Here is a 25,377-nt window from a genome sequence, read left to right on the forward strand (position 1 = left end):
AATCAGTCGATTCCGCCCGTTAGGGTCGTCTGCTCAGCATAGTCGAGGTGTTTGACGAGCTGCGCGCGCAGCCGGGCACTTACCTCGGCAAATTCTAGTGGTGTTGCGTGATCGCTCAACTGGGTCATCGCCAAACCGGCGTAGCCGCAGGGATTGATCCGTCGAAACGGCGCCAGGTCCATGTCCACATTCAAGGCCAGGCCATGAAAGGAACAACCGTGGCGAATCCGCAAGCCCAGGGAGGCGATTTTCGCGCCATCAACATAAACCCCCGGTGCATCCGGCTTGGCCGCGGCGGTCACACCGTAGCTGGCCAGCAGCTCGATCAGGCATGACTCCATGCGACTGACCAGCTCACGTACGCCAAAACCCAGCCTGCGCACGTCCAGCAACAGATAAGCCACCAATTGACCTGGGCCATGGTAAGTCACCTGCCCGCCGCGGTCGACCTGCACCACCGGGATTTCTCCCGGCAGCAGCAAATGCTCGGCCTTGCCGGCTTGGCCCTGAGTGAAAACCGGCGGGTGCTCCACCAGCCAGATTTCATCCGGGGCTTCGGTGCCGCGCTCGTTGGTGAACCGCTGCATGGCGTGCCACACCGGTTCGTAAGCCATTTGGCCGAGCTCGCGAAAGCCCAGGGTCTGTGACATCACAACACCATGTGCACGAAGCCGGTAGCCCGCAGTTCGCTGTTGATGTTGTACAGCTGGTCCTGGTCAGTCGCCACGATGTGCAACTGAATAGTGGTGTACTTGCCGTTGGTGCTTTGACGCTCATCCACACGGTCATGGTTGATCGTTGCGTGTTTCTTGACGATCTCGATGATCTTGTCCTTGTTGCCCACGCCCGTATCGCTGATCACCTTGACGGGATAGTCCACGTTTGGGAATTCGATCTTTGGCGCCTTTACTTCGGTATCGGTCATGGCGTAACGGCCTCGTAAGCGTAAGCCGTGGCGACGGGCATAACCCCGCGCCGGATCAGCGCGGGGTCATGCAGGTGCACACTATCAGTTGAACAAGCTGTAGAAGAATAGACGGATGCTATCCCACACGCGTCGGAAGATACCACCTTCGTCGACGGCGTCCAGAGCGATCAGATCGGCGCTGTGCACCACCTTGTCGTCCAGCTTCACTTCGACTTTACCAATCACATCGCCCTTGGCGATCGGTGCGACCAGTTGCGGGTTCATGGTCATGCTGGCCACCAGCTTCTTGAGCTGGCCTTTAGGCATGGTCAGGGTCAGGTCTTCAGCCAGGCCGGCCTTGACTTGATGGGTCGCGCCTTTCCACACAGGGGCTTGAGCCAGCTCGGTGCCTTTCTGGTAGAAGGTCTGGGTTTCGAAGAAGCGGAAGCCATAGGTCAGCAGCTTTTGCGTCTCAGCCGCACGGGCCTGCTCGCTGTTGGTACCGAATACCACGGCAATCAGGCGCTGGCCGTCACGGACAGCGGACGACACCATGCAGTAGCCGGCTTCTTCGGTGTGGCCGGTTTTCAGGCCATCGACAGTCTTGTCACGCCACAGCAACAGGTTGCGGTTAGGCTGCTTGATGTTGTTCCAGAAGAACTCTTTCTGGGAGTAGATCGCGTAGTGCACCGGGTCGACACGAATGATCGCGCGAGCCAGGATCGCCATGTCGTGAGCCGACGAGTAGTGCTCAGGGTTCGGCAGGCCGGTCGGGTTCATGAAGTGGCTGTTGGTCATGCCCAGGTCGGCCACGGTTTTGTTCATCATGTCGGCGAACGCATCTTCGCTGCCGGCGATGTGCTCGGACAGGGCTACGCTGGCGTCGTTACCCGACTGGATGATGATGCCGTGCAGCAGGTCGCTGACGGTCACTTGCGAGCCGACCTTGATGAACATCCGCGAACCGCCGGTGCGCCAGGCGTTTTCGCTGACGGTCACCGGATCGTTTTCGCCGATCTGGCCGCGACGGATTTCCAGGGTCGCGATGTAGGCGGTCATCAGCTTGGTCAGGCTGGCTGGGGGCAGGCGCTGGTCACCGTTGTTCTCCACCAGCACGTTGCCGCTGGCGGCGTCCATCAGGACCCAGGCCTTGGCAGCCAGTTGCGGGGAAGCTGGCACCATTTCAACCGCCCAGGCGGCCGGGGTGATGATCAGCGAAAGAAGCAGGCACGTGCGTTTGGCTAAGGTGGTGATGTTCATCCGTCTCTCGAAATTGCTTATGGAAACTTGCCCTCGCGGGCAAAACTATTCAGACAGCCCGTCGCCAGACTGTCGCGTGTTCGGTTGCATGCCCACCCCTTGCCCCTGGGTTTTTATTGTTCAACGAGCCAACAACCAGGGCTCAAACCCGCATGCGAGCCTGAGCCATCAATCCTTTGTACTGCTTACTCGGCGGTGACCACGCTGGGTTGCCCCAGGTTGGCCAGGCGCACGCTGTTCTGCACTTGCGCAACTTCACTCGGCGAGCCGATCGGCCCCATGCGCACACGGTGCAGGGTCTGCTGGTTACGCACAATAGAGCTGATAAAGACTGGCGCGCTGACCATCCCGCTGAGCTTGGACCTTAGCAGCTCTGCCGCGTCCGGGTTGGCGAAAGCGCCGACTTGCAGGTACTGGCCGCCCACGGTAGAGGCTCCCGGTGCTGCATGCGGAATGACCACCGTGTCCGGGGCGTGCTGCGCCGGCGGCGGGGTCCACTGTTCGATCTTGCCGGCCGAGGCCGTGACTTGCGGTTGCGGGGTTTGCGGTTCGTTGAGCATCAACGGCGCCGGCTTGCCACGCTGGGCCCAGTACTGGGCCGGGTCGATACCTTCGACCTTCACCCGGGCGGTGCCGATTTCGGCATACCCGAGTTTCTTGGCGGCGGCGTAGGACAAGTCGATGATCCGGTCCGAATAGAACGGCCCACGGTCATTGACCCGCAGGATTACCGAGCGGTTGTTGTCCAGGTTGGTCACGCGTACATAGCTGGGCAGCGGCAGGGTCTTGTGCGCCGCGCTCATGCCGTACAGGTCATAGACTTCGCCGTTGGCGGTGTTCTGGCCGTGGAACTTGGTCCCGTACCAGGACGCCGTACCTGATTGCACGTAGGTCTTGGAGTCTTGCAGCGGGAAGTAGTTTTTGCCCAGCACGGTATAGGGATTGGCCTTGTAAGGGCCGGTGTGCAGGGTCGGCGTGGCATCCGGGATCTTCGAAACATCCACATCCCACCACGGCGCGCCGTCTTTGTGGGCGCGGTTGATATCCAGCCCCGGCTGGGAGCGGATCGCCGTGCCTGCGGTTTTTTGCACCGGTGCACGACTGGTGGAACAACTGACCACCAATAACGACAATGCGGCGTACGCCAACAGCTTCAGGGGTTTGTACATCGGTGATACCGGCATTACTTGACGCCCCGTGCTTGGACCAGCATGTCTGACAGTTGATGCACGGCCATGGCGTACATCACGCTGCGGTTATAACGCGTGATTGCGTAGAAATTCTTCAGGCCCATCCAGTATTCGGGGCCATTTTCGCCTTCGAGGCGGAACGCCGTCACCGGCATATCATCGCGTGGCGCATTCTGACTCGACCAGCCCAGCGCCCGCAACTCCCCGACCGTCTTGACCGGCTCGATACCCTGGGTCAGGCCTTCATCGGCGCGCTCACCGGTCACATCGGCGCGAATCACCACCGGCTCGCCGGCTACCCAGCCGTGACGCTTGAAATAGCTGGCGACGCTGCCGATAGCGTCATCGGGGTTGCTCCAGATATTGATATGGCCGTCGCCGTCAAAATCCACGGCGTAGGCGCGAAAGCTGCTCGGCATGAACTGCGGCAAGCCCATGGCCCCGGCGTAGGAGCCCTTGAGGGTCAACGGGTCGACCTGTTCTTCACGGGCCAACAACAGGAACTCGCGCAGCTCTTTGCGGAAGAATTCGGCGCGTGGCGGGTAGTCAAAGCCCAGGGTCGACAAGGCGTCGATCACCCGGTAGCTGCCGGTGTTGCGGCCGTAGAAGGTTTCGATGCCGATGATTGCCACGATCACCTGGGCCGGTACGCCGTATTCCTGCTCGGCGCGGGCCAGCACCGCTTCGTGCTGGCGCCAGAAGTCCACGCCCCGCGCCACGCGGGCGTCGGTCAGGAACATCGGGCGATATTCCTTCCACTGCTTCACGCGCTCGGCGGGCCGGGAGATGGCGTCGAGGATCGCCTGCTTGCGCTGGGCCTCGCGGAACACGCCCATCAGCTGTTCACCGGCGAAACCATAGTCACGGGTCATCTCACCGACAAACTCGGCGACCTGGGGCGAACCGTCGTAGTCGCCGGCCTGCGCTTCCTGCACAGCGGCTCCCAGCAGGCCCAACAGGCCCATCCAGGACACGTGCCGGGCAGCCCAGCCGCGCATTACTTGCATTGACATCTTCACCTTATTCAAACCTGTGCGATCCACTTACGATGGGTATGGATCGACATCAAAACCCCAAACGCTGACAGCAATGTCACCAGCGAAGTTCCGCCGTAGCTAATGAACGGCAACGGCACCCCAACCACCGGCAACAGGCCACTGACCATACCGATGTTGACGAAAACGTAAACAAAAAACGTCATGGTGAGGCTGCCGGCGAGCAATTTACCAAACAGGGTTTGCGCCTGGGCAGTAATCACCAGGCCGCGCCCGATCAGCAGCAAGTAAATCAGCAACAGTGCGCAGATGCCCACCAGGCCGAACTCCTCGCCCATCACCGCGATAATGAAGTCGGTGTGGCTTTCCGGCAAAAAGTCCAGGTGCGACTGGGTGCCCAGCAGCCAGCCCTTGCCGAATACGCCGCCGGAACCGATGGCCGCCTTGGACTGGATGATGTTCCAGCCGGTGCCCAGCGGATCGCTCTCCGGGTCGAGGAACGTGAGGATTCGCTGCTTCTGGTAGTCGTGCATGAAGAAGAACCACATGGCCACGGCCACCGGCACGGCCGCGGCCAGCACGCTGAGGATCCAGCGCCAGCGCAGCCCCCCCATGAACAGCACGAACGCGCCGCCCGCCAGGATCAGCAGCGAGGTGCCGAGGTCGGGCTGGCGCACGATCAGGATGAACGGCACGCCGATCAATATCAGGCTGATGCCCACGTGCTTGAGCTGGGGCGGCAGTGTGCGTTTTGACAGGTACCAGGCGATGGTCGCCGGCATCAGGATCTTCATGAATTCCGACGGCTGGAAGCGAATCACCCCCGGGATGTTGATCCAGCGCGTCGCGCCCATGGCGTTGTGACCCATGACATCCACCACCACCAGCAGCAACACGCCGGCGACATACCCCAGCGGCACCCAGCGCGCCATGAAGCGCGGCTCCAGCTGGGCGATCACCACCATCGACAACAGGCCAAGGCCAAACGACGACGCCTGTTTGATCAGCAAGTCCCAGTTCTTGCCACTGGCCGAATACAACACGAACAGGCTGCCGGCGGCCAGGGTCAGCAGCAGGATCAGCAACGGGCCATCAATGTGCATGCGCTGCAGCAAAGTGGCGCGGCGGCGCATCACATCCTCGCTGGAGAGGATGCGGTCAAAATTACTCTTCAAGGGCCGTAGCCTCCACACTGGATGGGGTGCCGCCATATTCGGGCTTGAGCTTGCCGTCTTCGGTCAACAGCCAGGCATCCATGATCTGACGCACCACAGGCGCTGCTACGCCGGAACCGGATTCACCGTTCTCGACCATCACCGCCACGACGATCTTCGGGTTGTCGGCCGGGGCAAAGCCGACGAACAAGGCGTGGTCACGGTGGCGTTCCTGAACCTTGGAGCGGTCGTATTTCTCGCCCTGCTTGATCGCGACCACCTGGGCCGTACCGCTCTTGCCGGCAATCCGGTATTGCGCGCCGGCTGCCGCTTTACGCGCGGTACCCCGGGCGCCGTGCATCACTTGCTGCATGCCGTGGTTGACCTTGGTCCAGTCGGACGGGTCGCGCAGCACAATGTCGGGAATCGGGTTTTCGTCCACCGGGCGTTCGCCCTCGATGGTCTTGGCCAGGTGCGGACGGTTCCACACACCCCTGTTGGCCACCAGCGCGGTGGCCTGAGCCAGTTGCAGCGGCGTGGCCTGCATGTAGCCCTGGCCGATCCCCAGGATCAGGGTTTCGCCCGGGAACCACGCCTGGCGCCGGGTCGCACGCTTCCACTCGCGAGACGGCATCAGGCCCGGGGATTCTTCGAACATGTCCAGGGAGACTTTCTGACCAAGGCCGAACTTGCCCATGTAGGCCGACAGCCGATCAATACCGAGCTTGTGGGCTAGGTCATAGAAGTAGGTGTCGTTGGAACGCATGATCGCCGTATCCAGGTCGACATAACCGTCGCCGGTGCGGTTCCAGTTACGGTATTTGTGATCGTAGTTGGGCAGCATGTAGTAGCCGGGGTCGAACACCCGGCTCGATGCCGTGACCACGCCCGAGTCCAGGCCGGCAATCGCTACCGCCGGCTTGATGGTCGAGCCCGGCGGATACAGGCCGCGCAATACGCGGTTGAACAGCGGCCGGTCGATGGAATCACGCAGCTCGGCGTAGGCCTTGAAGCTGATCCCGGTGACAAACAGGTTGGGGTCAAAACTTGGCTGGCTAACCATCGCCAGCACTTCGCCAGTGCTCGGATCCAGTGCCACCACGGCACCCCGACGCCCGCCCAGGGCCATCTCCGCCGCTTCCTGCAACTTAATGTCCAGGCTCAGCACGATGTCCTTGCCGGGCACCGGGTCGGTACGCTTGAGCACCCGCAGCACGCGGCCACGGGCGTTGGTCTCGACTTCCTCGTAACCCACCTGGCCGTGCAGTTCCGGCTCGTAGAAACGCTCGATGCCGGTCTTGCCGATATGGTGGGTGCCGCTGTAGTTGACCGGGTCGAGGGTCTTCAGCTCTTTCTCGTTGATCCGGCCCATGTAGCCGACCGAATGCGCAAAGTGCGCCCCTTGCGGGTAGTGCCGCACCAACTGCGCCACCACTTCCACACCCGGTAGACGGAACTGGTTCACCGCGATCCGGGCGATCTGCTCTTCGGTCAGCTCGAACAGGATCGGCACCGGCTCAAACGGCCGGCGCCCCTGCTTCATGCGTTTCTCGAAGATCACCCGGTCTTCCGGCGTCAGTTGCAGCACCTCGACGATCACATCAAGGATCTGCTGCCAGTCGCCGGAACGTTCGCGAGTCATGCTCAGGCTGAAGCTGGGCCGGTTATCCGCGACCACCACGCCATTGCGGTCGAAAATCAGCCCACGGGTCGGCGGAATCGGCTGCACGTGCACCCGGTTGTTTTCCGACAATGTGGAGTGATAGTCGTACTGGATCACCTGCAGGAAATACAGGCGCGCAATCAGCACCCCCAGCAATGCCACCACCAAAATCGCGCCAAACACCACCCGCGCGCGTACAAGACGTGCGTCTTTCTCGTGGTCCTTGATGCGGATCGGCTGGGTCATCAGGCAGGGCGCAGATTATTTGTGGTAAGGGTGCCCGGACAGAACTGTCCAGGCGCGATACAGCTGTTCACCGATCAGGATTCTTACCAGCGGGTGCGGCAGTGTCAGGGGCGACAGCGACCAGCGCTGGTCCGCCCGCGCGCACACTTCCGGCGCCAGCCCCTCGGGGCCGCCGACCATGAAGTTGACCGTGCGCGAATCCAGGCGCCAGCGATCCAGTTCCACCGCCAACTGCTCGGTGCTCCAGGGCTTGCCGTGCACTTCGAGGGTCACGATCCGCTCGTTGGGCCCGACCTTGGCCAGCATGGCTTCGCCTTCCTGACGGATAAAGCGGGCCACGTCGGCGTTCTTGCCCCGGGTATTGAGCGGTATTTCCACCAGTTCCAGCGCCAATTCGGATGGCAGGCGCTTGGCATATTCATGCCAGCCTTCTTCCACCCACTTGGGCATGCGTGAACCGACAGCGATCAGACGCAGGCGCACAGCCGTTCCTTATTCCTGGTCTTTGTTGAGCTTGTCGAAGTGCGCGTGGCCGACTTCAGGGCTGTGGTGCTTGCCATCGGCGGCACGGCTCTGCTCGGCGCCTTTCCACAGACGCTCCAGGTCGTAGAACTGACGGGCGTTGCTGGTCATCATGTGAACGATCACGTCGTCCATGTCCAGCAGTACCCAGTCGCTGTCGCCCTTGCCTTCTTCACCCAATGGCTTGACGCCCTGGGCTTTGACCGCTTCGCGAACCTTGTCCAGCATCGCGCCGATCTGGCGGTTGGAGGTACCGGTGGCGATGATCATGAAGTCGGTGATGCTCTGCTTGTCGCGCACGTCCAGGACCTGGATGTCCTGGGCCTTCACGTCTTCCAGGGCAGCCACGGCAACCTTCACCAGCTCTTCGCCGGCCAGCTCAGGGCCGGTGTGGGCTTCTACTGGCAGAGGAGCGCTCTTGAACGTGCCTTTGCGCTTAACTTTGCTTACGTCTTTGTTCGTCATATAAAACTCGTTTTGCTCGTATGTTCGGGCGCTCGCTGCACGACTGTTCGTGCGTTCAAGCGCGCCTTTTCAGTTCGACGCACGGTAAAGCCCGTGCGCATCGATGTAGGCCAGGACCGCGTCAGGCACCAGGAAACGTACCGACTTCCCGCTGGCCAGCAGTTGACGGATCTGGGTGGCAGACACCGCAAGCGGGGTTTGCCAGACGAATGCAATATTCCCGCTCGGCCCGGTCAGGGCCAAAGGGTCACTTACCGACCGCGCCGCCAGCAGGTTGCGCAAGGCATCCGGCGATTCTGCGTCGGCATCCGGGCGTTGCAGCACCAGGATGTGGCAATGCTGGAGCAACTCTTCCCAGCGGTGCCAAGTGGGCAGGCCGCAAAACGCGTCCCAGCCCAAAAGTAGAAATAACTGGTCATCCGCGGCCAACTCGGCCCGCATCAGTTCCAGGGTGTCGACAGTGTAGGACGGTTTGTCGCGCTTGAGTTCGCGGTCGTCCACCACCAGCGGTGCAATGCCGGCCACAGCAAGGCGGACCATCTCCAGGCGCTGCTGCGCAGACACCTGCGGCGTATCGCGATGGGGCGGCCGGGCATTCGGTGCCAGGCGCAGTTCATCCAGCCCGAGGGCGTCCGCGACTTCCAGTGCACTGCGCAAATGGCCGATGTGCACGGGGTCGAAGGTGCCGCCGAGCAGCCCGATGCGTTTACCCATCAAGTGCGCACATGACCGTCACCGAACACCACGTACTTCTCGCTGGTCAGCCCTTCCAGGCCAACCGGGCCGCGTGCGTGGAGCTTGTCGGTGGAGATACCGATCTCCGCCCCCAGGCCATACTCGAAACCGTCGGCAAAACGCGTCGAGGCGTTGACCATCACCGAAGCGGAATCCACTTCGTTGAGGAAACGCCGGGCATCACTGAAATGCTCGGTGACAATGGCGTCGGTGTGCTTGGAGCCGTATTGATTGATGTGCTCGATGGCCTGGTCCAGGTCGTCGACGATGCGGATCGACAGGATCGGCGCCGTGTATTCGGTGTACCAGTCCTGCTCGGTGGCCTCGATCACGTCGCTGCCGAGGATCGCCCGGGTACGCTCGCAACCACGCAGTTCAACGCCCTTGTCGCGGTAGATGGCAGCCAGCGGCGGCAGCACGCGATCGGCAATGCCGACGTGCACCAGCAGGGTTTCCATGGTGTTGCACGGGGCGTAGCGGTGAGTCTTGGCGTTGTCGGCAATGCGGATCGCCTTGTCGAGGTCGGCGGCGATGTCGATGAACACGTGGCAGACGCCGTCCAGGTGCTTGATAACTGGCACCTTGGCATCACGGCTCACGCGTTCGATCAGGCTCTTGCCACCCCGTGGCACGATCACGTCGACGAACTCAGGCATGGTGATAAGCGCACCAACGGCAGCGCGGTCAGTGGTCTCGACCACTTGCACCACTTCGGCCGGCAGTTCGGCCACGGCCAGGCCCTGCTGAATGCACGCAGCGATGGCACGGTTGGAATTGATGGCCTCGGAACCGCCCCGCAGGATGGTGGCATTGCCCGACTTGAGGCACAGGCTTGCGGCGTCGATGGTCACGTTCGGGCGCGACTCATAGATGATGCCGATCACGCCCAGGGGCACGCGCATCTTGCCGACTTGAATGCCGGAGGGCAGGTAGCGCATGTCGCGGATTTCACCGATGGGGTCAGGCAGCTTGGCCACCTGACGCAAGCCTTCGATCATGTCGTCGATGCGCGCCGGCGTCAGCGCCAGGCGATCCAGCAATGCAGGCTCCAGGCCATTGGCGCGACCGTTGGCCAAATCCTGTTCATTGGCGGCGCTCAGCTCGGAGCGCGAAGCATCCAGAGCGTCGGCGGCTGCCAGCAAGGCGCGGTTCTTCTGCGCAGTGCTCGCACGGGCGATCAACCGCGAGGCCTGACGGGCAGCGCGACCCAGGCGGGTCATGTAGTCAAGAACGGACTCAGTCATGGTCTGGTGGGGTCTTGGCAAAGAGGAAAGCGGCAGATTATAGCTGTGACGCCGTCCTACGGACAGCGGTGAGGGGCGGATGGTCGAAATGAACTGTAAAAACCCGACGTTCAGCGGGAATTAAGGCTGGAGTTGTTATCATCCTGTCACATTTAGCCGTATTACCTTTGATCGCCATGTCCAGTTTCTCGCCGCTGATCCCCGCCAACGCCCTGCCCGACGGCTTTTTCGACCGTGACGCGCAACTGCTCGCGCGCGAATTGCTCGGAAAAGTCATTCGCCATCGTGTTGGTGATTTGTGGCTGTCGGCACGAATTATCGAAACCGAAGCGTATTACCTCGCCGAAAAAGGCAGCCACGCGTCCTTGGGCTACACAGAAAAGCGTAAGGCTTTGTTTCTGGATGGCGGGCACATCTATATGTACTACGCCCGCGGCGGTGATTCGCTGAACTTCAGCGCCCACGGTCCGGGCAATGCGGTGCTGATCAAATCAGCCTATCCGTGGGTCGACGAAGTCTCCGGCCCGGCCAGCCTGGCGCAGATGCTGCTGAATAACCCGGACGCCAGCGGCAGGCCACGGCCCTCGCAAAAGCTGTGCGCCGGCCAGACCTTGCTGTGCAAGGCGCTGGGTTTGAAGGTGCCGATGTGGGACGCCAAGCGCTTTGACCAGGAACTGCTCTACGTGGAAGACGTAGGGCTGGCGCCAGCGCAGATCATCCAGACCACCCGCCTGGGCATTCCCGGTGGGCGCGATGAACACCTGATGTACCGCTTCGTCGATGCCGGTTATGCGCCGTATTGCACACGGAACCCGCTGCGCCGGGGCCAGGTCGAAGGCCGCGACTATTTTTTGATTTGAAAACATACATAAACCTGTAGGAGCCCGGCTTGCCCGGCGATAGCGGACTCAAGGACGCCATCGCCGGCAAGCCGGGCTCCCACAAGGACGATCTACAAAAGGGAGTTGATTGTATGGGCCCATGGCTCGATAGCATTACCGGCTGGCTGACCCTGAACCCGCAATGGCTGGCCGTGGCGGTGTTTATCGTGGCGTGCGTGGAGTGCCTGGCCATTGCCGGCCTGATCGTACCTGGCACGGTATTGCTGTTTGCCATCGCCGCCCTGGCCGGCAGCGGCGCACTGTCCCTGGGAGAAACCCTGTTGCTGGGCTTCCTCGGCGGCGTGTTGGGCGATGTTGTTTCCTACTTCCTCGGTCGCCATTTCCACCAGAACATCCGGCGCCTTCCCGGCCTGCGGCATCACCCGGAATGGATGAGCGGCGCCGAGGCTTACTTCCAGAAGTACGGCATCGCCAGCCTGTTGGTAGGCCGCTTCATTGGCCCGCTGCGGCCGATGTTGCCGATGGTTGCGGGCATGTGCGACATGCCCTTCCCGCGTTTTGCCGCCGTGAGCCTGCTGGCCGGCGCAGGCTGGTCGGTGGCGTATCTATTGCCGGGCTGGGCCACCGGCGCGGCCTTCCGCCTGCCATTGCCCGAAGGCTTCTGGCCGGAGGCCGGGATTGTCGCCGCCTGTCTCGCAGTGTTGATCGGCGTAAGCCTCAACAGCAGCCTGCGTGGCCATCGGCGCGCCACCCTATGGATTGGCTGCATTGGCGGCACACTGTTGATCGCGTTGTTTATCGGCTATCCCTACCTCAACGACTTTGACCAGGGCTTGATGGCACTGGTGCAGGAACACCGCGGCCCGGCGATCGACCGGGCGATGGTGATGGTGACCCAGCTCGGCGAGTTCAAGAAGATGTTTGTCGCCAGCGCGGTGCTGACCGGCCTGCTGGTGGTGGCGCGGCAATGGCGCCAGGCAATCTTTGTCGGCGCCACCCTGCTGGGCGCGGCGCTGATCAATACCGGGACCAAGCTGTTTTTTGCGCGGATGCGCCCCGAAGTGCTGACCGACCCGCTCACCAGCTTCAGCATGCCCAGCGGCCATGCGTCCGGCTCGTTTGCATTCTTCCTGGCCTTGGCAGTGCTTGCCGGTCGCGGTCAACCGACACGACTGCGCCTGACCTGGCTGGTGCTTGGCTGCATTCCCGCCGCCACCATCGCGATTTCCCGGGTGTACCTGGGTGCACACTGGCCGACGGACATCCTGGCCGGCACCCTGCTGGCAATGACGGTGTGCGCCTTCAGCCTGACGTTAAGCCAGCACCGCAGCCTGTTGCCACCGATGCCGCCGAAAGTCTGGTGGCTGATCCTGCCGGTGTGTGGCGCGGTGCTCGGGTTCATTGCGTTTACCGGCACTTCCCACGCGCTGCTGAGGTATGCCTACTAGGCAGGCCCCAGCCAATCCAGGGGTGCAGCGCGGCGTTCGACGCTGCGCTCGCGCCGCTCCAGAAGCATTTCGTCAGCCATCTCCGCGGCGCGTTCGGCGATGTACTCCGCGCCGCGACCGTCGTTCATATGAAGAATTTGCGTGGTGACGGCCATAAAAAACGCATCCCACACGACTTGCTCCGATTGCGAAAGCCGAATCATCCTTTCCCCCTGGTCATCGTTACGTGACTGCCAACTATTTCAGGCAACGGGATCAGGACAACCACGGAAAATCTGAAGACCGGGAAGGACAAGTCCGAGTGACACTCGCGGGTCAGGTGAACAACTCGCCCTGCAACTCATCCAGCAGCAACTGGATCGCGTCCAGGCGCTGTTGCGGGTCATCGAGTTGCAACAGGTCGATCTTGTCGGCCTCGGTAAAGGGCAGCAGATAGGCCAACTGATTGCCCAGGGCTTGCTGTCCATCGGCGTGGGTGCCCATATCCAGGGACGCCACCATCGGATGCTCGGCCAGGGCATGAAGCAACGCCAGCAAGTCAGCGTCTTCCTCTTCCAGCGGTTGCTCGGGATGCTCGTGCAGCCATTGCACCTCGGCCACCAGCAACTGGTCCTTCTGCACACCGGCATCACGCACGCGGAAACGCCGGCCACCCTCGACCCGAATCCCCAGCAGGCCATTGTCCTGCTGCTTGAAGTCGCGGATCAGCGCCTCGCAGCCAATCAACGCATAGCCATCCGGCGCCAGCCCCACTTCCTTGCCGTCGAGGATGCACACCACGCCAAAGCTTTCGCCCTTTTTCATGCAGCGGCTGATCATGTCCAGGTAACGCGCCTCGAACAGCTGCAGGTCGAGGGTGCACCCGGGAAACAGCACGGTATTGAGCGGGAAAAGCGCCAGACTCATAAAGGTTTCCTTAAACCCGACTTAAATAACCAGCGACACGGCCAACGGCAGGAACACCGCCGTGGCCACGCCCATCAGACTCATGGCCAGCGCCGCAAAGGCGCCGGTCTCTTCGCTTTCCTGCAAGGCCACCGACGTACCTACGGCGTGAGCGGTCATGCCCAGCGCCATACCGCGCGCTTCGGGGCTGTGCACGCCCAGCCGTGACAGATACGCCGGACCGATCATCGCGCCGATCACCCCGGTGATCAGCACGAACACCGCCGCCAGTGCCGCCACGCCGCCGATCTGCTCGGCCACCAGCATCGCAATCGGTGAGGTCACGGACTTGGGTGCCATGGTCATCAGCATCATGTGTTCGGCGCCAAACCACCAGCCCAACAGCACGCACAGGCCGGTGGCCAATACGCCTCCCACCACCAGCGTAGTAAAAATCGGCCAGAACAATTGGCGAATTCGTCGCAGATTCAGGTAAAGCGGCACCGCCAGGGCTACCGTCGCCGGGCCCAGCAGGATGCTCATGATCTCGGTGCTCTTGCGGTACTCGACGTACGTCAGGCCACAGCCGAGCAACACGCCGATCACCAACAGCATCGACACCAACACCGGTTGCAGGAAAATCCAGCGGGTTTTCTCGAAACCGGCCAGCACCAGTTGATAGGCGCCGAGGGTGATGCCGATGCCGAACAACGGGTGATGAATCACGGCCGCCCAGGCGCCCTGCCAGTCCAGTGTCATTGGCCGTCCTCCCGCTGCGCCTGGCGCTTGACCAGTTTCTGCATCAGCACGCCGACAAAGCCCATGGCGATCACCAGCGACAACACCAGCGCGCCGACGATGGCCCAGAAGTCGGCGGCGATGTCCTTGGCATACACCATCACGCCGACCGCAGGCGGCACCAGCAGCAATGGCAAATAACGCAGCAGACTGCTGGCCGCCAGGCTCAGGGGTTCACCGACTTCGCCGCGCCACACCAGGAAGGCCAGCATCAGCAGCAGCCCGATAATCGGCCCCGGCAGCACCGGGACAAACAAATGATTGATCGCCGTGCCGAGTAATTGAAACAGCACCAGCCATGTCAGACCGCGTAACAGCATCCGTTCTTCCCCCCCAAAGCGTGTCGGCATTATAAGCACGCTGCCTCTATGGAGCGGCATTCGCCAAAAGCATGGTGGGTTGACCGGGCCAAGTGCCCGTGATGATCTACATTGGTTCTCTGGACCTGTCCAAAACTACAAAAACGATGAAGCCAACCGAGCAAAGAAGGAGAGTCGCAATGCCCTCAGTACCCGTAGCGCAACTCAAAGAATATGTCGGCAAGGAACTGGGACGTTCTGCATGGCTCACCATCGACCAGGAACGTATCAACCTGTTCGCGGAAGCCACCGGCGATTTTCAGTTCATCCACGTCGACCCGGTGAAAGCCGCCCAGACCCCGTTTGGCGGCACCATCGCCCACGGTTTCCTGTCGCTGTCGCTGATACCCAAGCTGATCGAAGACATCCTGATCATGCCCGAAGGCCTGAAGATGGCGGTCAACTATGGCCTGGACAGCGTGCGCTTCATCCAGCCCGTGAAGGTCGACTCCAGGGTGCGCCTGGCCGTGACCCTGACCGACGCCACCGAGAAAAAACCTGGGCAATGGTTGCTTAAAGCCACCTGCACCCTGGAAATCGATGGCCAGGAAAAACCGGCCTACATTGCAGAATCGTTGTCACTCTGCTTCGTCTGAAGCCTGGCTGTGGTGAGCCCGTCCGCTCACCACAATTCATGTAAATTTATGTATAGATCTCGCAGCTGCGGCATACTCGGCGCTCAATTATCCGGATCCCGCTATGCGCCCACTCGCTCCCCTTGCTCTTGTCCTGTTGCTCACCGCGTGCGGCGACGGCGAATCGCTGTTGCCGCCCGATGCGCGGCTGCCCGATGGCGGTCGTTACCGTGGCGATGTGGTCAATGGCTTGCTGCAAGGCCAGGGCCGGGTGGATTACCCCAATGGCAGCTGGTACGCGGGCCAGTTCGATAAAGGCCAGTGGCACGGCCAGGGCGAATGGCATGGCAGCAACGGCGAGGTCTATAAAGGCCAGTTCCAGCAGGGCCTGTTCGACGGCCAGGGCAGCCTGACCACGTCGGGCAACAGCTACGTCGGCGGTTTCAAACAAGGCAAGCGCAACGGCGAAGGCACCCTCAAAGAGGGGCAGATGACCTATCGCGGCGAATTCAAGGACGACCAGTATTCCGGCCTCGGCCGCCTCGAGCTGGCCGACGGCAGCCAGTACCAGGGCCAGTTCGCCCACGGCAAGCCCAACGGCGAAGGCCAGCGCAACGACGACAGCGGCAACCAGTTCAGCGGCCGCTTCGTCGATGGCCAGCTGGAGGGCAACGGCACCTTCAACAGCGCCGACGGCGACATGTACATCGGCCATTTCAAACAAAACCAGCTCAACGGCAAGGGCCGCTACGAAAACGCCGACGGCGACGTATGGATCGGCGAATTCAAGGAAGGCGCCCTCAGCGGCAAGGGCGAACTGATCGGCGTCGATGGCAGCCACTACGTCGGCCAGTTCGTCGACTGGCGCTTCACAGGCACAGGCCGCCTGAACCTCACCGACGGCAGCTTCTATATTGGCGGCTTCGACAGCGACAGCTATCAAGGTCGTGGCACTTTGGTGCTCACCGACGGCACCGTGCAGGCCGGCACCTGGGTCAACGGCATGCGCGTGCGCGACGCCGAGGGCAAATTGTTGCCTGACCCGCTGGAAATCGGCCTGTTTGCCCAGGGCCACTTGCTGGATGCCGCCCTCGCCGCCGTGCCCGCGTCCAAATCGGGGGTGGAGCTGTACACCCTGGTGGTGGCCGGCGACGGCAAACAAAGCGTGTTCCTGCGCGAAGCCGACTACGTCAGCAACATGCTCGCCACGCGCTTCGGCGCCTACGGCCAGATCCGCCTGGTGAACCATCGCGACCATATTGCCGACCGCCCGATGGCCACTCGCGAAAGCCTGCGCCGCGCAGTCCAGACCCTGGCCGAACGCAGTGGCCCGCAAGACCTGGTGTTTATCTACCTGACCAGCCACGGCACTCACGAGCACGAACTGGTGCTCGACCAGCCGCGCATGGAGCTGGCCGACCTGCCGGCCGATGAGCTGGCCGCCGTGCTGGCACCGCTGAAGAACCGCGACAAGATCATCGTGATTTCGGCCTGCTACTCCGGCGGGTTCATCCCGGCCCTGAAGGACGAACACACCCTGATCATGACCGCCTCGCGCGCCGATCGTGTGTCGTTCGGCTGCTCCGAAGAGGCCGACTTCACCTACTTCGGTGACGCCCTCTTCGCCCAGGCCTTCAACCAGACCGACGACTTGCAGCAAGCCTTCAAGCTGGCACAGACCCACGTCGCCGAACGCGAACAGGCGGACAACTTCGAAGCCTCCGAACCGCAGATCTGGGCCCCTAAAGGCGTAATCGCCCATTGGCAATTATTACGCAAACAGCAGGCACGAAAGGCGCTCGAAAGCGTCTCAATGAATAGCAAGGAAGCCAAGAGCAACTAAGCTGAATCTGTATCAAGGGGGAAACATCATGTACCTGACGCCTCAGCATATCTTGCTCGCCGGAGCCTCCGGCCTGACCGGGGAGCACCTGCTGGACCGCCTGCTCAACGAGCCGACCGTGACCCGCGTGCTGGCACCCAGCCGCAAGCCTCTGGCCGAGCATCCACACCTGGAAAACCCGGTGGGCGACCCGGCAGTATTCCTGCCGCAACTGAGCGGCCAGGTGGACATCGCCTTCTGCTGCCTGGGCACCACCATCAAGCAGGCCGGCTCCGAAGAAGCGTTCCGCGCCGTCGACCTGGACATGGTCGTGGCCTTTGCCAAGCGCGCCCGGGAAATGGGGGCGCGGCACCTGATCGTGATCAGCGCAATCGGTGCTGACCCGAAATCCTCGATCTTCTACAACCGCGTCAAGGGCGAGATGGAACAGGCGTTGAAAGCCCAGGATTGGCCGCAGTTGACCATCGTCCGACCTTCGCTGTTGTTGGGTGAGCGATTGGAACCGCGGCTGGCCGAGCAACTGGCCGGGCCATTGTCGCGGCTGATTCCGGGCAAGTACCACGGCATTGAAGTGTGCGAACTGGCGCGGGCGATGTGGCGACTGGCGCTGGAAGAGCAGGATGGGGTGCGGGTTATAGAGTCGGACGAGCTGCGCAAGCTCGGCAAGTAACCCGTATTCCAGGCCGAACACAATCAAAATGTGGGAGCGGGCTTGCTCGCGAATGCGGTGGATCAGTCAATGATACAGTGACTGATCCACCGCATTCGCGAGCAAGCCCGCTCCCACATTGGATTTCTGTTAATACTGGGATTAAGTACTACAGCCCGCCCGTCGCGTTAAACCCAACCCCCAGCACCGTCAGCACCGACAGCGGCAACAGCAGCGTGTCGAGCAAGGCACTGGCCGGCAGGTCGACATGGGGATAGCTCGGCGCCTCGGCCCCAAAACGGTCCATCGCGCAGCACCCGCCCTGAATCGCATACATGTCCAGCCGCGTGCCGGCATACACCACCGGCGCGCCGGGCTGGGCTGCGTCCAGGGTTCGCGCAGTCGCACACCCGGTCAGTTGCAGCGCCAGCAGCACCATCAATAGTTTATTCATCACTGCTCAAATGGTGCTCGCCCCAGCGCGGCAGCATGTCCTGGGGAATGTTCAGCAGGTTGAGAATCCGCGCCACCACAAAGTCCACCAGGTCATCGATGGTCTGCGGCTGGTGATAGAAGCCCGGCGACGCCGGCAAGATAGTCACGCCCATGTTCGACAGCTTGAGCATGTGCTCCAGATGGATGCTCGAATACGGCGCTTCGCGCGGCACCAGAATCAACTGGCGACGCTCCTTCAAGGTCACGTCCGCCGCACGCTCGATCAGGTTGTTGCAGGCGCCCGTGGCAATCGCCGACAGGGTCCCGGTGGAACACGGCACCACCACCATCGCGGCCGGCGCACCGGAGCCCGACGCCACCGGTGACATCCAGTCTTCCTTGCCATAGACCTTGATCTGCCCCGCCGCCGCACCGGTGTACTCGGTGAGGAAGGCCTGCATCATCTGCACTTTGGGCGGCAACGCCACATCGGTCTCGGTGGCCAGCACCAGTTGCGCGGCCTTGGAGATCAGGAAGTGCACCTCGCGGTCTTCGCGCACCAGGCAGTCCAGCAGGCGCAAGCCATAGGGCGCGCCGGACGCACCGGTCATCGCCAGGGTGACGCGTTCCGGGCCGCTCACTTCAGGGCCTCGGCGAGTTTGCCATGCAGGCCGCCAAAGCCGCCGTTGCTCATGATCACCACGTGAGTGCCGGGCCTGGCCTGGTGTTTCACGTGCTCGATGATGCCTTCCAGTGAGTCGCGGCAAATCGACGGCACCGTGCACAACGCGGCGATGGCAGGCAGGTCCCAACCGAGGTTGGCCGGCGCGTACCACACAACCTGGTCGGCATCGTTGACGCTTTCCGGCAAACCATCACGGTGGGCGCCCAGCTTCATGGAGTTGGAGCGCGGCTCGATAATCGCGATCACCTGGGCATCACCCACACGCTTGCGCAAGCCATCCAGGGTAGTGGCGATGGCCGTCGGGTGGTGGGCAAAGTCGTCATAGATGGTAATCCCATTCACTTCGGCGACCTTTTCCATCCGGCGCTTGACGCTTTTGAACGCGCTCAAGGCCGCAATGCCCATGGACGGCACCACGCCGACATGCCGCGCAGCCGCCAGGGTGACCAAGGCATTGGCGACGTTGTGCTGGCCGGTCATGTCCCAATCGACGATGCCTTGGGCGACGCCTTCGAACAGTACTTCAAATTTGGAGCCATCTTCGCTCAGCAGCTTGACCTGCCATTGGCCGCCAGCACCGGTGGTTTGTACCGGGGTCCAGCAGCCCATCTCGATAACTCGCTGCAGGGCAGGTTCGGTGGTGGGGTGAATCACCAGGCCTTCGCTGGGAATGGTGCGCACCAAGTGGTGGAACTGCCGCTCGATGGCCGCCAGATCAGGGAAGATGTCCGCGTGATCGAACTCCAGGTTGTTCAGGATCGCCGTACGCGGGCGGTAGTGAACGAACTTGGAGCGTTTGTCGAAGAACGCGCTGTCGTACTCATCGGCTTCGATGACAAAAAACGGGGTGTCGCCGAGGCGCGCCGACACCGAGAAATTCTGCGGCACGCCACCAATCAGGAAGCCCGGACTCATGCCCGCATGCTCCAGCACCCAGGCCAGCATGCTGCTCGTGGTGGTCTTGCCATGGGTACCGGCAACGGCGAGTACCCAACGGCCTTGCAACACATGGTCGGCCAGCCATTGCGGGCCAGACACGTACGGCAAACCTTTATTCAGTACATATTCGACTGCCGGGTTACCGCGCACCATGGCATTGCCGATCACGACAAGGTCCGGGACCGGGTCGAATTGCGCCGGGTCATAACCTTGGGTCAGCTCAATGCCCTGGGCCTGCAGTTGCGTGCTCATGGGTGGGTAAACGTTGGCATCGGAGCCAGTAACATGATGGCCCAGTTCTTTGGCGAGCACCGCCATGGAGCCCATGAACGTACCGCAAATACCGAGAATATGAATGTGCATAGTCGACCTCGTAAAACATCGAGGCAGGTTAGCGCAGGGAAGGGAAAATCGCACTCTTTAGCTGTAGCACGCAGGCCTTGGGGGGTAGCCGCCATTGTTTGTCAGAGCGTAGGGGAATATTCGATAAGTCCGGTGCCACAGGATGCATGCATGGCATCGGACCCATCGCCAGTTTGACTGAGCATCATCCATGACTCGAAAGTTTACGCGGGGTTATGTCACACGACTTTTGTTTCGGCAGACTCTGCCGGTAATGACAGCGTTCCCATGTGCAACAACTTCCCTATGAACTTGTTTAATGCGTCGAATTTTTTATCAATAACATCCAGACGGCCTTTGTCATCGGTGCCGTCTGCGGGAGTGGCAATGTAAGGCCGGAATACCATGTCGTTTTCGTCCGCCAGTTTTTTAAGCTGTTCCTCCGCAGTTTTATACAAGGCCTCAAGCGTTTCCAGGCGCTCGCTTGGCGTACGCGACGAGGAGTCGCTCATTTTAAGTGCCGGAGCATTCGTTCCTTGACGCATTGCCATAATATTGTTGGCAATGACTTCCATGCGCAACTCGGCCAGGCCCAAGCGCGCGGTCGTGGCACCCGTGTCGGTGTCCTGCGTGGCGACGACCGATGTTGTCCCGTCGGTTTTCGCGGCAGGCACCTGCGTGCTTGGAGCCGGCTGGTGAGCCGGAGGGAGCAGTGGCGTATTGTTTGTAAACTGCGCCTTGATTTTCTCGCCCGACCAAACCGAGCCTGCGTAGGTACCAATACTCAGGGGAGCGCTGACCAATCCGCTTATACCCGCACTGACAAAGGCGTCACGGGCTACCGTTGCCGCCTGGGGCGAGGTATTGAACACCCCGGCCTTGACCAGGCGATCAGCAACCATCAGGTTTTGAGTCACCTGTGCCAAATCTTTAGGATCTGCGCTGGCCTGAGGCTTGAACGGCCGGTTGGCAGACCCTTGGTTCAACAATTTTTGTTGTGTCAGCGTTTGAAAATTATTGGGTTTCTCGGGCTTGGGTAGCGTTGTGGAGGTGTCTGTGGCCGGATTTTTCCCTAACCGGGTTTTAGGTTGGGGAGCTATTGGAGGGGAGCTGCCCTGGCCACCGGGACGTACTATCGGAGGCGTTACACCGCCATTGCGCGGGGCCGGTGGTGTATTCACTGGAGGTAGATTGACCGTGTTGGACCGAGATCTAAAAATGTTCATGGTTATTATCTCACTTGTTGTTACTATTTACCCATAAGCGCTATCAGCGAGTTATCGAGAAAATCGATAACCGCAAACTTAGTAACTAAACAGATAATGAACGTTCCAGAAGACAGTCACCTACGCACAAAAATACATGACAAAACATTAATACGGTGCGACTCCTATTACTTAACGCACAGTCACCCACGACACAGATTGATCACTCACAGCCAGAACAGGTAACGTCATCATTAAACCTGACGCGCTATACCATACTTACGTAACTTTCTATAAAGCGTATTTCTACTGACTCCAAGCACGGTCGCCACGTGCGTCATATGCCAGCGTTGCTGCACCAATGTTGCCAGCAATGCCTGGCGCTCGGCAGCATCCAGCAATGAGTTTGCCGGTTCACTCACCGCCACCGGAACGGTTTGCACGGCACGAATCTGTGCAGGCAGGTCATCAAGCCTCACCCGCCCGTCCTCACACAGTGCGGCGAGGGTGCGCAACACCGTGCGCAACTGCCGCACGTTGCCCGGCCACGCGAACGCCAACAGGGCCTGGCGGGCCTCGCCGTCAAGCTGCACCGCCTGATCTCCCGCTTCTTCGGCCAGCAGGAAGTCCAGCAGCTGCAATTTGTCACTGCGCTCGCGCAACGGCGGCAAGGCCACTTCCAGGCCATTGAGCCGGTAATACAGGTCTTCACGAAAACTACCGTCCTGCACCCGATCAAGCAGATTACGGTGGGTAGCGCTGATAATTCTGACGTCCACCGCTTGCGGTTCACCGCCGATGGGCACTACCAAGCGGTCTTCAAGCACCCTTAATAGCCGGGTTTGCAAAGCCAGCGGCATATCGCCGATTTCATCCAGAAACAACGTGCCACCATCCGCCTGCTGCAGCTTGCCGCGCATGCCTTCCTTGCGGGCGCCGGTAAAACTGCCGCCGCGATAACCGAACAGCTCGCTTTCGATGAGGCTTTCCGGGATGGCTGCGCAGTTGAGGGCCACAAAGGCTTTATCTGCGCGCAGGCTTGCATGGTGCACGGCCTTGGCAAACGCCTCTTTACCAGACCCGGTTTCCCCCTGGATCAGCAAAGGCACATCACGCTCGAACACCCGCAAGGCTCTGCGGAAATCGTTTTGCAGCGCCGCGTCTCCAAGGCAAATGCCCGGCAATCGCGGCCGCTCCGGCAAGGCGTGGGCCACCGGCACCGGTACGCTGCGTGGCTGGCCGCGCAACACCGCGAACAAGCCACGGCCATCGCGGGTACGCAGGGGCCAACTGGCGCTGGCGTTCGCGCTGGCACGCCCGAGTAACTCATCGAGCGAACAATCGAAAAACGCCTCGACCGGCTGCCCCAACAACCCGCCACGGATTTGCCCGAGCAGGTTCAACGCACTCTGGTTAACCGCACAAATGCGCCCTTCACCATCGAACGCCAGCAGCCCTTCGCTGAAAAGGCCCACAGACTCGGCCTGCAAATGAAAGCGCAGCAACCAGTGGTGCTCAAAATGGCGCAGGAAGTAACAGCTCTCGATCATCTTCGCCGAAAGATTGACCAGCGCCATGGTGTGGAACTGGCTCTGGCGCGACACAGCCTCCCGGGCCGAAGACACATCCAGCACCGCCAGCAGTTCGCCATGAGGGTCGAACACCGGGCTGGCCGAGCAGGTCAGGCCGGTATGTCGGCCACGAAAGTGTTCATCGCGATGAATCGTCAGGGACTGGCGCTCCACCAGGCAGGTGCCGATGCCGTTGGTGCCTTCGCAGGCCTCGCTCCAATCGGCACCCAGCCACAGCCCGGCACCCTCGAAGATCTTGCGCTCGCTGGGGGCGGTGACGCAGTTGAGGATCACCCCGCGGGCGTCGGTCAGCAGCACCGCATGGCCGGCGCCGGAGAGCTGTTGATGCAGGCTGTTCATTTCATTGCCGGCGATGCTCAGCACTTGTTGCAGGCGTTCGCGGCTTTCCAGCAGGCGGCCATGTTCGAGCACCGTGGGCGCGATGGTCAGTGCGGGGTCGAGGTGATAGTCCTCAAGACAACGCAGCCAGGAGCGGGCGATGGACGGATCGCTGCCGGGGCCATGCAGCGGGTCCTGCCCACGGGTGACCGTCAGGACTTGTTGGGCATGGCGACTGAAATGATCGTTTTGCATGTTCTTATTATTCTCCCTGCGTGAAGTACACCGCGCGCGAGTGCCCAGCATCCTCCAGCCTCCCGACCATTGCAATCCCGGGCAGACCCACCGGTCACAGGCTGTACCGCTTATGGCACAAACTGTCACCCAGGCTGTACCAAGCTTGCCACAGCAACGGTTTGCAACAACCTCTAAACCCTTGATTTACAGGCTTTACGAGGCACTGGCCCGACCTTTGCTCTACGCTTTAACAAGCACAACCGTGCGTCCTCCAATAAACACAAAAAGCCAGGAGATACCCACCATGCGTTACGCACACCCCGGTACTGAAGGCGCGATCGTTTCGTTCAAGGCCAAGTACGGCAACTACATCGGCGGTGAGTTTGTCGCGCCGGTCGATGGCAACTATTTCACCAACACCTCGCCGGTCAACGGCAAGCCCATCGCCGAATTCCCGCGCTCCACCGCCAAGGATATCGACAAGGCCCTGGACGCCGCCCACGCCGCCGCTGACGCCTGGGGCAAGACCTCGGCCCAGGACCGCTCGCTGGTACTGCTGAAAATCGCCGACCGCATCGAACAGAACCTCGAACTGCTGGCCATCACCGAAACCTGGGACAACGGCAAGGCCGTGCGCGAAACCCTGAACGCCGACATCCCGCTGGCCGCGGACCACTTCCGCTACTTCGCCGGCTGCATCCGCGCCCAGGAAGGCAGCAGCGCCGAGATCAACGAACACACCGCCGCTTACCACTTCCACGAACCGCTGGGCGTGGTCGGCCAGATCATCCCGTGGAACTTCCCGCTGCTGATGGCCGCCTGGAAACTCGCGCCAGCCCTGGCCGCCGGTAACTGCGTGGTGCTCAAGCCTGCCGAGCAAACCCCGCTGGGCATCAACGTGCTGATGGAACTCATCGGCGACCTGCTGCCGCCGGGCGTACTGAACGTGGTGCACGGCTACGGCAAAGAAGCCGGCGAAGCCCTGGCCACCAGCAAGCGCATCGCCAAGATTGCCTTCACCGGCTCCACGCCAGTGGGCTCGCACATCATGCACGCGGCCGCCGAGAACATCATTCCGTCCACCGTTGAGCTGGGCGGCAAGTCGCCGAACATCTTCTTCGCCGACATCATGAAAGCCGAACCGCAATTCATCGAGAAGGCCGCCGAAGGTTTGGTGCTGGCGTTCTTCAACCAGGGCGAAGTGTGCACCTGCCCTTCCCGCGCGCTGGTGGAAGAGTCGATCTACGACGACTTCATGAAAGTGGTGATGAAAAAGGTCGAGTCGATCAAACGTGGCGACCCGCTGGACACCGACACCATGGTCGGCGCCCAGGCGTCCGAGCAGCAGTTCGACAAGATTTTGTCCTACCTCGAAATCGCCAAGGGCGAAGGCGCCGAGCTGCTGACTGGTGGCAAGGTCGAGAAGCTGACCGGCGATCTGGCCACCGGCTATTACATCCAGCCAACCCTGCTCAAGGGCACCAACAAGATGCGGGTGTTCCAGGAAGAAATCTTTGGCCCTGTGGTGAGCATCACCACGTTCAAGGATGAAGCCGAAGCCCTGGCGATTGCCAACGACACCGAGTTCGGCCTGGGTGCCGGCCTGTGGACCCGCGACATCAACCGCGCGTACCGCATGGGCCGGGCGATCAAGGCCGGGCGTGTATGGACCAACTGCTACCACCTGTACCCGGCGCATGCCGCGTTCGGTGGTTACAAGAAGTCCGGTGTGGGCCGTGAGACTCACAAGATGATGCTTGATCACTATCAGCAGACCAAAAACCTGCTGGTGAGCTACGACATCAACCCGCTGGGCTTCTTCTAACTGACAACCCGCTCCCACA

The 25,377-nt window shown here is 61.3% G+C and carries 26 protein-coding genes; 6 read left to right on the forward strand and 20 right to left on the reverse strand.

What is annotated here, in order from left to right; translation table 11 throughout:
* Positions 1 to 2 precede the first annotated feature (2 nt).
* The 11 genes from lipB to HX839_RS08845 all read right to left on the reverse strand — a co-directional run bounded on the left by lipB (position 3) and on the right by HX839_RS08845 (position 10,381).
* Positions 3 to 650 (reverse strand): lipoyl(octanoyl) transferase LipB, encoded by a 648-nt coding sequence (gene lipB, locus HX839_RS08795; protein WP_003215439.1) that lies wholly within the window; start codon positions 648 to 650, stop codon positions 3 to 5.
* Entirely contained in the window at positions 650 to 925 is a 276-nt protein-coding gene (locus tag HX839_RS08800; protein WP_003215438.1) for a DUF493 domain-containing protein, read from the reverse strand. Before HX839_RS08800 ends, lipB begins: the two co-directional genes overlap by 1 nt.
* 84 nt (positions 926 to 1,009) lie before the next feature.
* Positions 1,010 to 2,167, reverse strand: a complete 1,158-nt coding sequence (locus HX839_RS08805; RefSeq protein WP_003215437.1) for a D-alanyl-D-alanine carboxypeptidase family protein — start codon at positions 2,165 to 2,167, stop codon at positions 1,010 to 1,012.
* Positions 2,168 to 2,352: 185 nt separating this feature from the next.
* Positions 2,353 to 3,351, reverse strand: a complete 999-nt coding sequence (locus tag HX839_RS08810; RefSeq protein ID WP_003215436.1) for a septal ring lytic transglycosylase RlpA family protein — start codon at positions 3,349 to 3,351, stop codon at positions 2,353 to 2,355.
* Entirely contained in the window at positions 3,351 to 4,364 is a 1,014-nt protein-coding gene (gene mltB / locus HX839_RS08815; RefSeq protein ID WP_003215435.1) for a lytic murein transglycosylase B, read from the reverse strand. The genes HX839_RS08810 and mltB overlap by 1 nt, the downstream gene beginning before the upstream one ends.
* Positions 4,365 to 4,381: 17 nt before the next feature.
* Positions 4,382 to 5,485: a rod shape-determining protein RodA gene (gene rodA, locus HX839_RS08820; RefSeq protein ID WP_050442794.1), complete on the reverse strand. Its 1,104-nt coding sequence runs from the start codon at positions 5,483 to 5,485 to the stop codon at positions 4,382 to 4,384.
* A 31-nt stretch (positions 5,486 to 5,516) separates the two neighbouring features.
* Positions 5,517 to 7,415 (reverse strand): penicillin-binding protein 2, encoded by a 1,899-nt coding sequence (gene mrdA, locus HX839_RS08825; RefSeq protein ID WP_177066956.1) that lies wholly within the window; start codon positions 7,413 to 7,415, stop codon positions 5,517 to 5,519.
* Between the two features lie 15 nt (positions 7,416 to 7,430).
* Positions 7,431 to 7,898 (reverse strand): 23S rRNA (pseudouridine(1915)-N(3))-methyltransferase RlmH, encoded by a 468-nt coding sequence (rlmH, locus tag HX839_RS08830; RefSeq protein WP_003185785.1) that lies wholly within the window; start codon positions 7,896 to 7,898, stop codon positions 7,431 to 7,433.
* A 9-nt stretch (positions 7,899 to 7,907) separates the two neighbouring features.
* On the reverse strand, positions 7,908 to 8,402 hold the full coding sequence (gene rsfS, locus HX839_RS08835) for a ribosome silencing factor (RefSeq protein WP_003215432.1): 495 nt from the start codon (positions 8,400 to 8,402) through the stop codon (positions 7,908 to 7,910).
* Positions 8,403 to 8,471: 69 nt separating this feature from the next.
* Complete coding sequence (gene nadD / locus HX839_RS08840) at positions 8,472 to 9,116, reverse strand: nicotinate-nucleotide adenylyltransferase (RefSeq protein WP_003215431.1); 645 nt, start codon at positions 9,114 to 9,116, stop codon at positions 8,472 to 8,474.
* Positions 9,116 to 10,381, reverse strand: a complete 1,266-nt coding sequence (locus HX839_RS08845) for a glutamate-5-semialdehyde dehydrogenase (protein ID WP_003215430.1) — start codon at positions 10,379 to 10,381, stop codon at positions 9,116 to 9,118. Before HX839_RS08845 ends, nadD begins: the two co-directional genes overlap by 1 nt.
* 176 nt (positions 10,382 to 10,557) lie before the next feature.
* Between HX839_RS08845 and HX839_RS08850 the strand changes: the two genes are divergently transcribed.
* Complete coding sequence (locus HX839_RS08850; RefSeq protein ID WP_102369965.1) at positions 10,558 to 11,241, forward strand: DNA-3-methyladenine glycosylase; 684 nt, start codon at positions 10,558 to 10,560, stop codon at positions 11,239 to 11,241.
* A 113-nt stretch (positions 11,242 to 11,354) separates the two neighbouring features.
* A complete protein-coding gene (locus HX839_RS08855) occupies positions 11,355 to 12,671 on the forward strand; it encodes a bifunctional DedA family/phosphatase PAP2 family protein (RefSeq protein WP_102369966.1) in 1,317 nt (438 codons plus the stop codon).
* Here the strand turns inward: HX839_RS08855 and HX839_RS08860 are convergent.
* From HX839_RS08860 to HX839_RS08875, 4 genes are all read right to left on the reverse strand, one after another.
* Entirely contained in the window at positions 12,668 to 12,874 is a 207-nt protein-coding gene (locus HX839_RS08860) for a hypothetical protein (protein WP_003215427.1), read from the reverse strand. The genes HX839_RS08855 and HX839_RS08860 overlap by 4 nt on opposite strands.
* 112 nt (positions 12,875 to 12,986) lie before the next feature.
* Entirely contained in the window at positions 12,987 to 13,577 is a 591-nt protein-coding gene (locus HX839_RS08865) for an LON peptidase substrate-binding domain-containing protein (protein ID WP_003215426.1), read from the reverse strand.
* A 21-nt stretch (positions 13,578 to 13,598) separates the two neighbouring features.
* Entirely contained in the window at positions 13,599 to 14,315 is a 717-nt protein-coding gene (locus HX839_RS08870) for an LrgB family protein (RefSeq protein WP_003215425.1), read from the reverse strand.
* A complete protein-coding gene (locus tag HX839_RS08875; protein WP_003215424.1) occupies positions 14,312 to 14,674 on the reverse strand; it encodes a CidA/LrgA family protein in 363 nt (120 codons plus the stop codon). The genes HX839_RS08870 and HX839_RS08875 overlap by 4 nt, the downstream gene beginning before the upstream one ends.
* A gap of 179 nt (positions 14,675 to 14,853) precedes the next feature.
* Here HX839_RS08875 and HX839_RS08880 point away from each other — a divergent pair, with 179 nt between their 5' ends.
* From HX839_RS08880 to HX839_RS08890, 3 genes are all read left to right on the forward strand, one after another.
* Entirely contained in the window at positions 14,854 to 15,309 is a 456-nt protein-coding gene (locus HX839_RS08880; RefSeq protein WP_003215423.1) for a MaoC family dehydratase, read from the forward strand.
* Between the two features lie 103 nt (positions 15,310 to 15,412).
* Entirely contained in the window at positions 15,413 to 17,131 is a 1,719-nt protein-coding gene (locus HX839_RS08885) for a C13 family peptidase (RefSeq protein ID WP_008436527.1), read from the forward strand.
* A 28-nt stretch (positions 17,132 to 17,159) separates the two neighbouring features.
* Entirely contained in the window at positions 17,160 to 17,801 is a 642-nt protein-coding gene (locus HX839_RS08890; protein ID WP_003215421.1) for an oxidoreductase, read from the forward strand.
* 148 nt (positions 17,802 to 17,949) lie between these two features.
* Here the strand turns inward: HX839_RS08890 and HX839_RS08895 are convergent, their stop codons facing one another.
* From HX839_RS08895 to HX839_RS08915, 5 genes are all read right to left on the reverse strand, one after another.
* Positions 17,950 to 18,234: a YceK/YidQ family lipoprotein gene (locus HX839_RS08895; RefSeq protein ID WP_023659172.1), complete on the reverse strand. Its 285-nt coding sequence runs from the start codon at positions 18,232 to 18,234 to the stop codon at positions 17,950 to 17,952.
* On the reverse strand, positions 18,227 to 18,856 hold the full coding sequence (gene ubiX / locus HX839_RS08900; protein WP_003219402.1) for a flavin prenyltransferase UbiX: 630 nt from the start codon (positions 18,854 to 18,856) through the stop codon (positions 18,227 to 18,229). The genes HX839_RS08895 and ubiX overlap by 8 nt, the downstream gene beginning before the upstream one ends.
* Positions 18,853 to 20,202: a UDP-N-acetylmuramate:L-alanyl-gamma-D-glutamyl-meso-diaminopimelate ligase gene (gene mpl, locus HX839_RS08905; RefSeq protein WP_003219401.1), complete on the reverse strand. Its 1,350-nt coding sequence runs from the start codon at positions 20,200 to 20,202 to the stop codon at positions 18,853 to 18,855. The genes ubiX and mpl overlap by 4 nt, the downstream gene beginning before the upstream one ends.
* Positions 20,203 to 20,420: 218 nt before the next feature.
* Positions 20,421 to 21,407, reverse strand: coding sequence for a hypothetical protein (locus HX839_RS08910; RefSeq protein WP_256344699.1), 987 nt, complete (start codon positions 21,405 to 21,407; stop codon positions 20,421 to 20,423).
* A gap of 233 nt (positions 21,408 to 21,640) precedes the next feature.
* Positions 21,641 to 23,551: a sigma-54-dependent Fis family transcriptional regulator gene (locus tag HX839_RS08915; RefSeq protein ID WP_177008860.1), complete on the reverse strand. Its 1,911-nt coding sequence runs from the start codon at positions 23,549 to 23,551 to the stop codon at positions 21,641 to 21,643.
* A 286-nt stretch (positions 23,552 to 23,837) separates the two neighbouring features.
* On the opposite strand from HX839_RS08915, the gene HX839_RS08920 reads away from it, so the two are divergent.
* The gene (locus HX839_RS08920; RefSeq protein WP_003219398.1) at positions 23,838 to 25,358 is read left to right on the forward strand and encodes an aldehyde dehydrogenase family protein; all 1,521 of its coding nucleotides are present in this window, start codon (positions 23,838 to 23,840) and stop codon (positions 25,356 to 25,358) included.
* The last annotated feature ends 19 nt before the right edge of the window (positions 25,359 to 25,377 follow it).

Origin of the sequence: Pseudomonas sp. I8001, from assembly GCF_013385345.1 — a bacterium.
Classification (GTDB): Bacteria; Pseudomonadota; Gammaproteobacteria; order Pseudomonadales; family Pseudomonadaceae; genus Aquipseudomonas.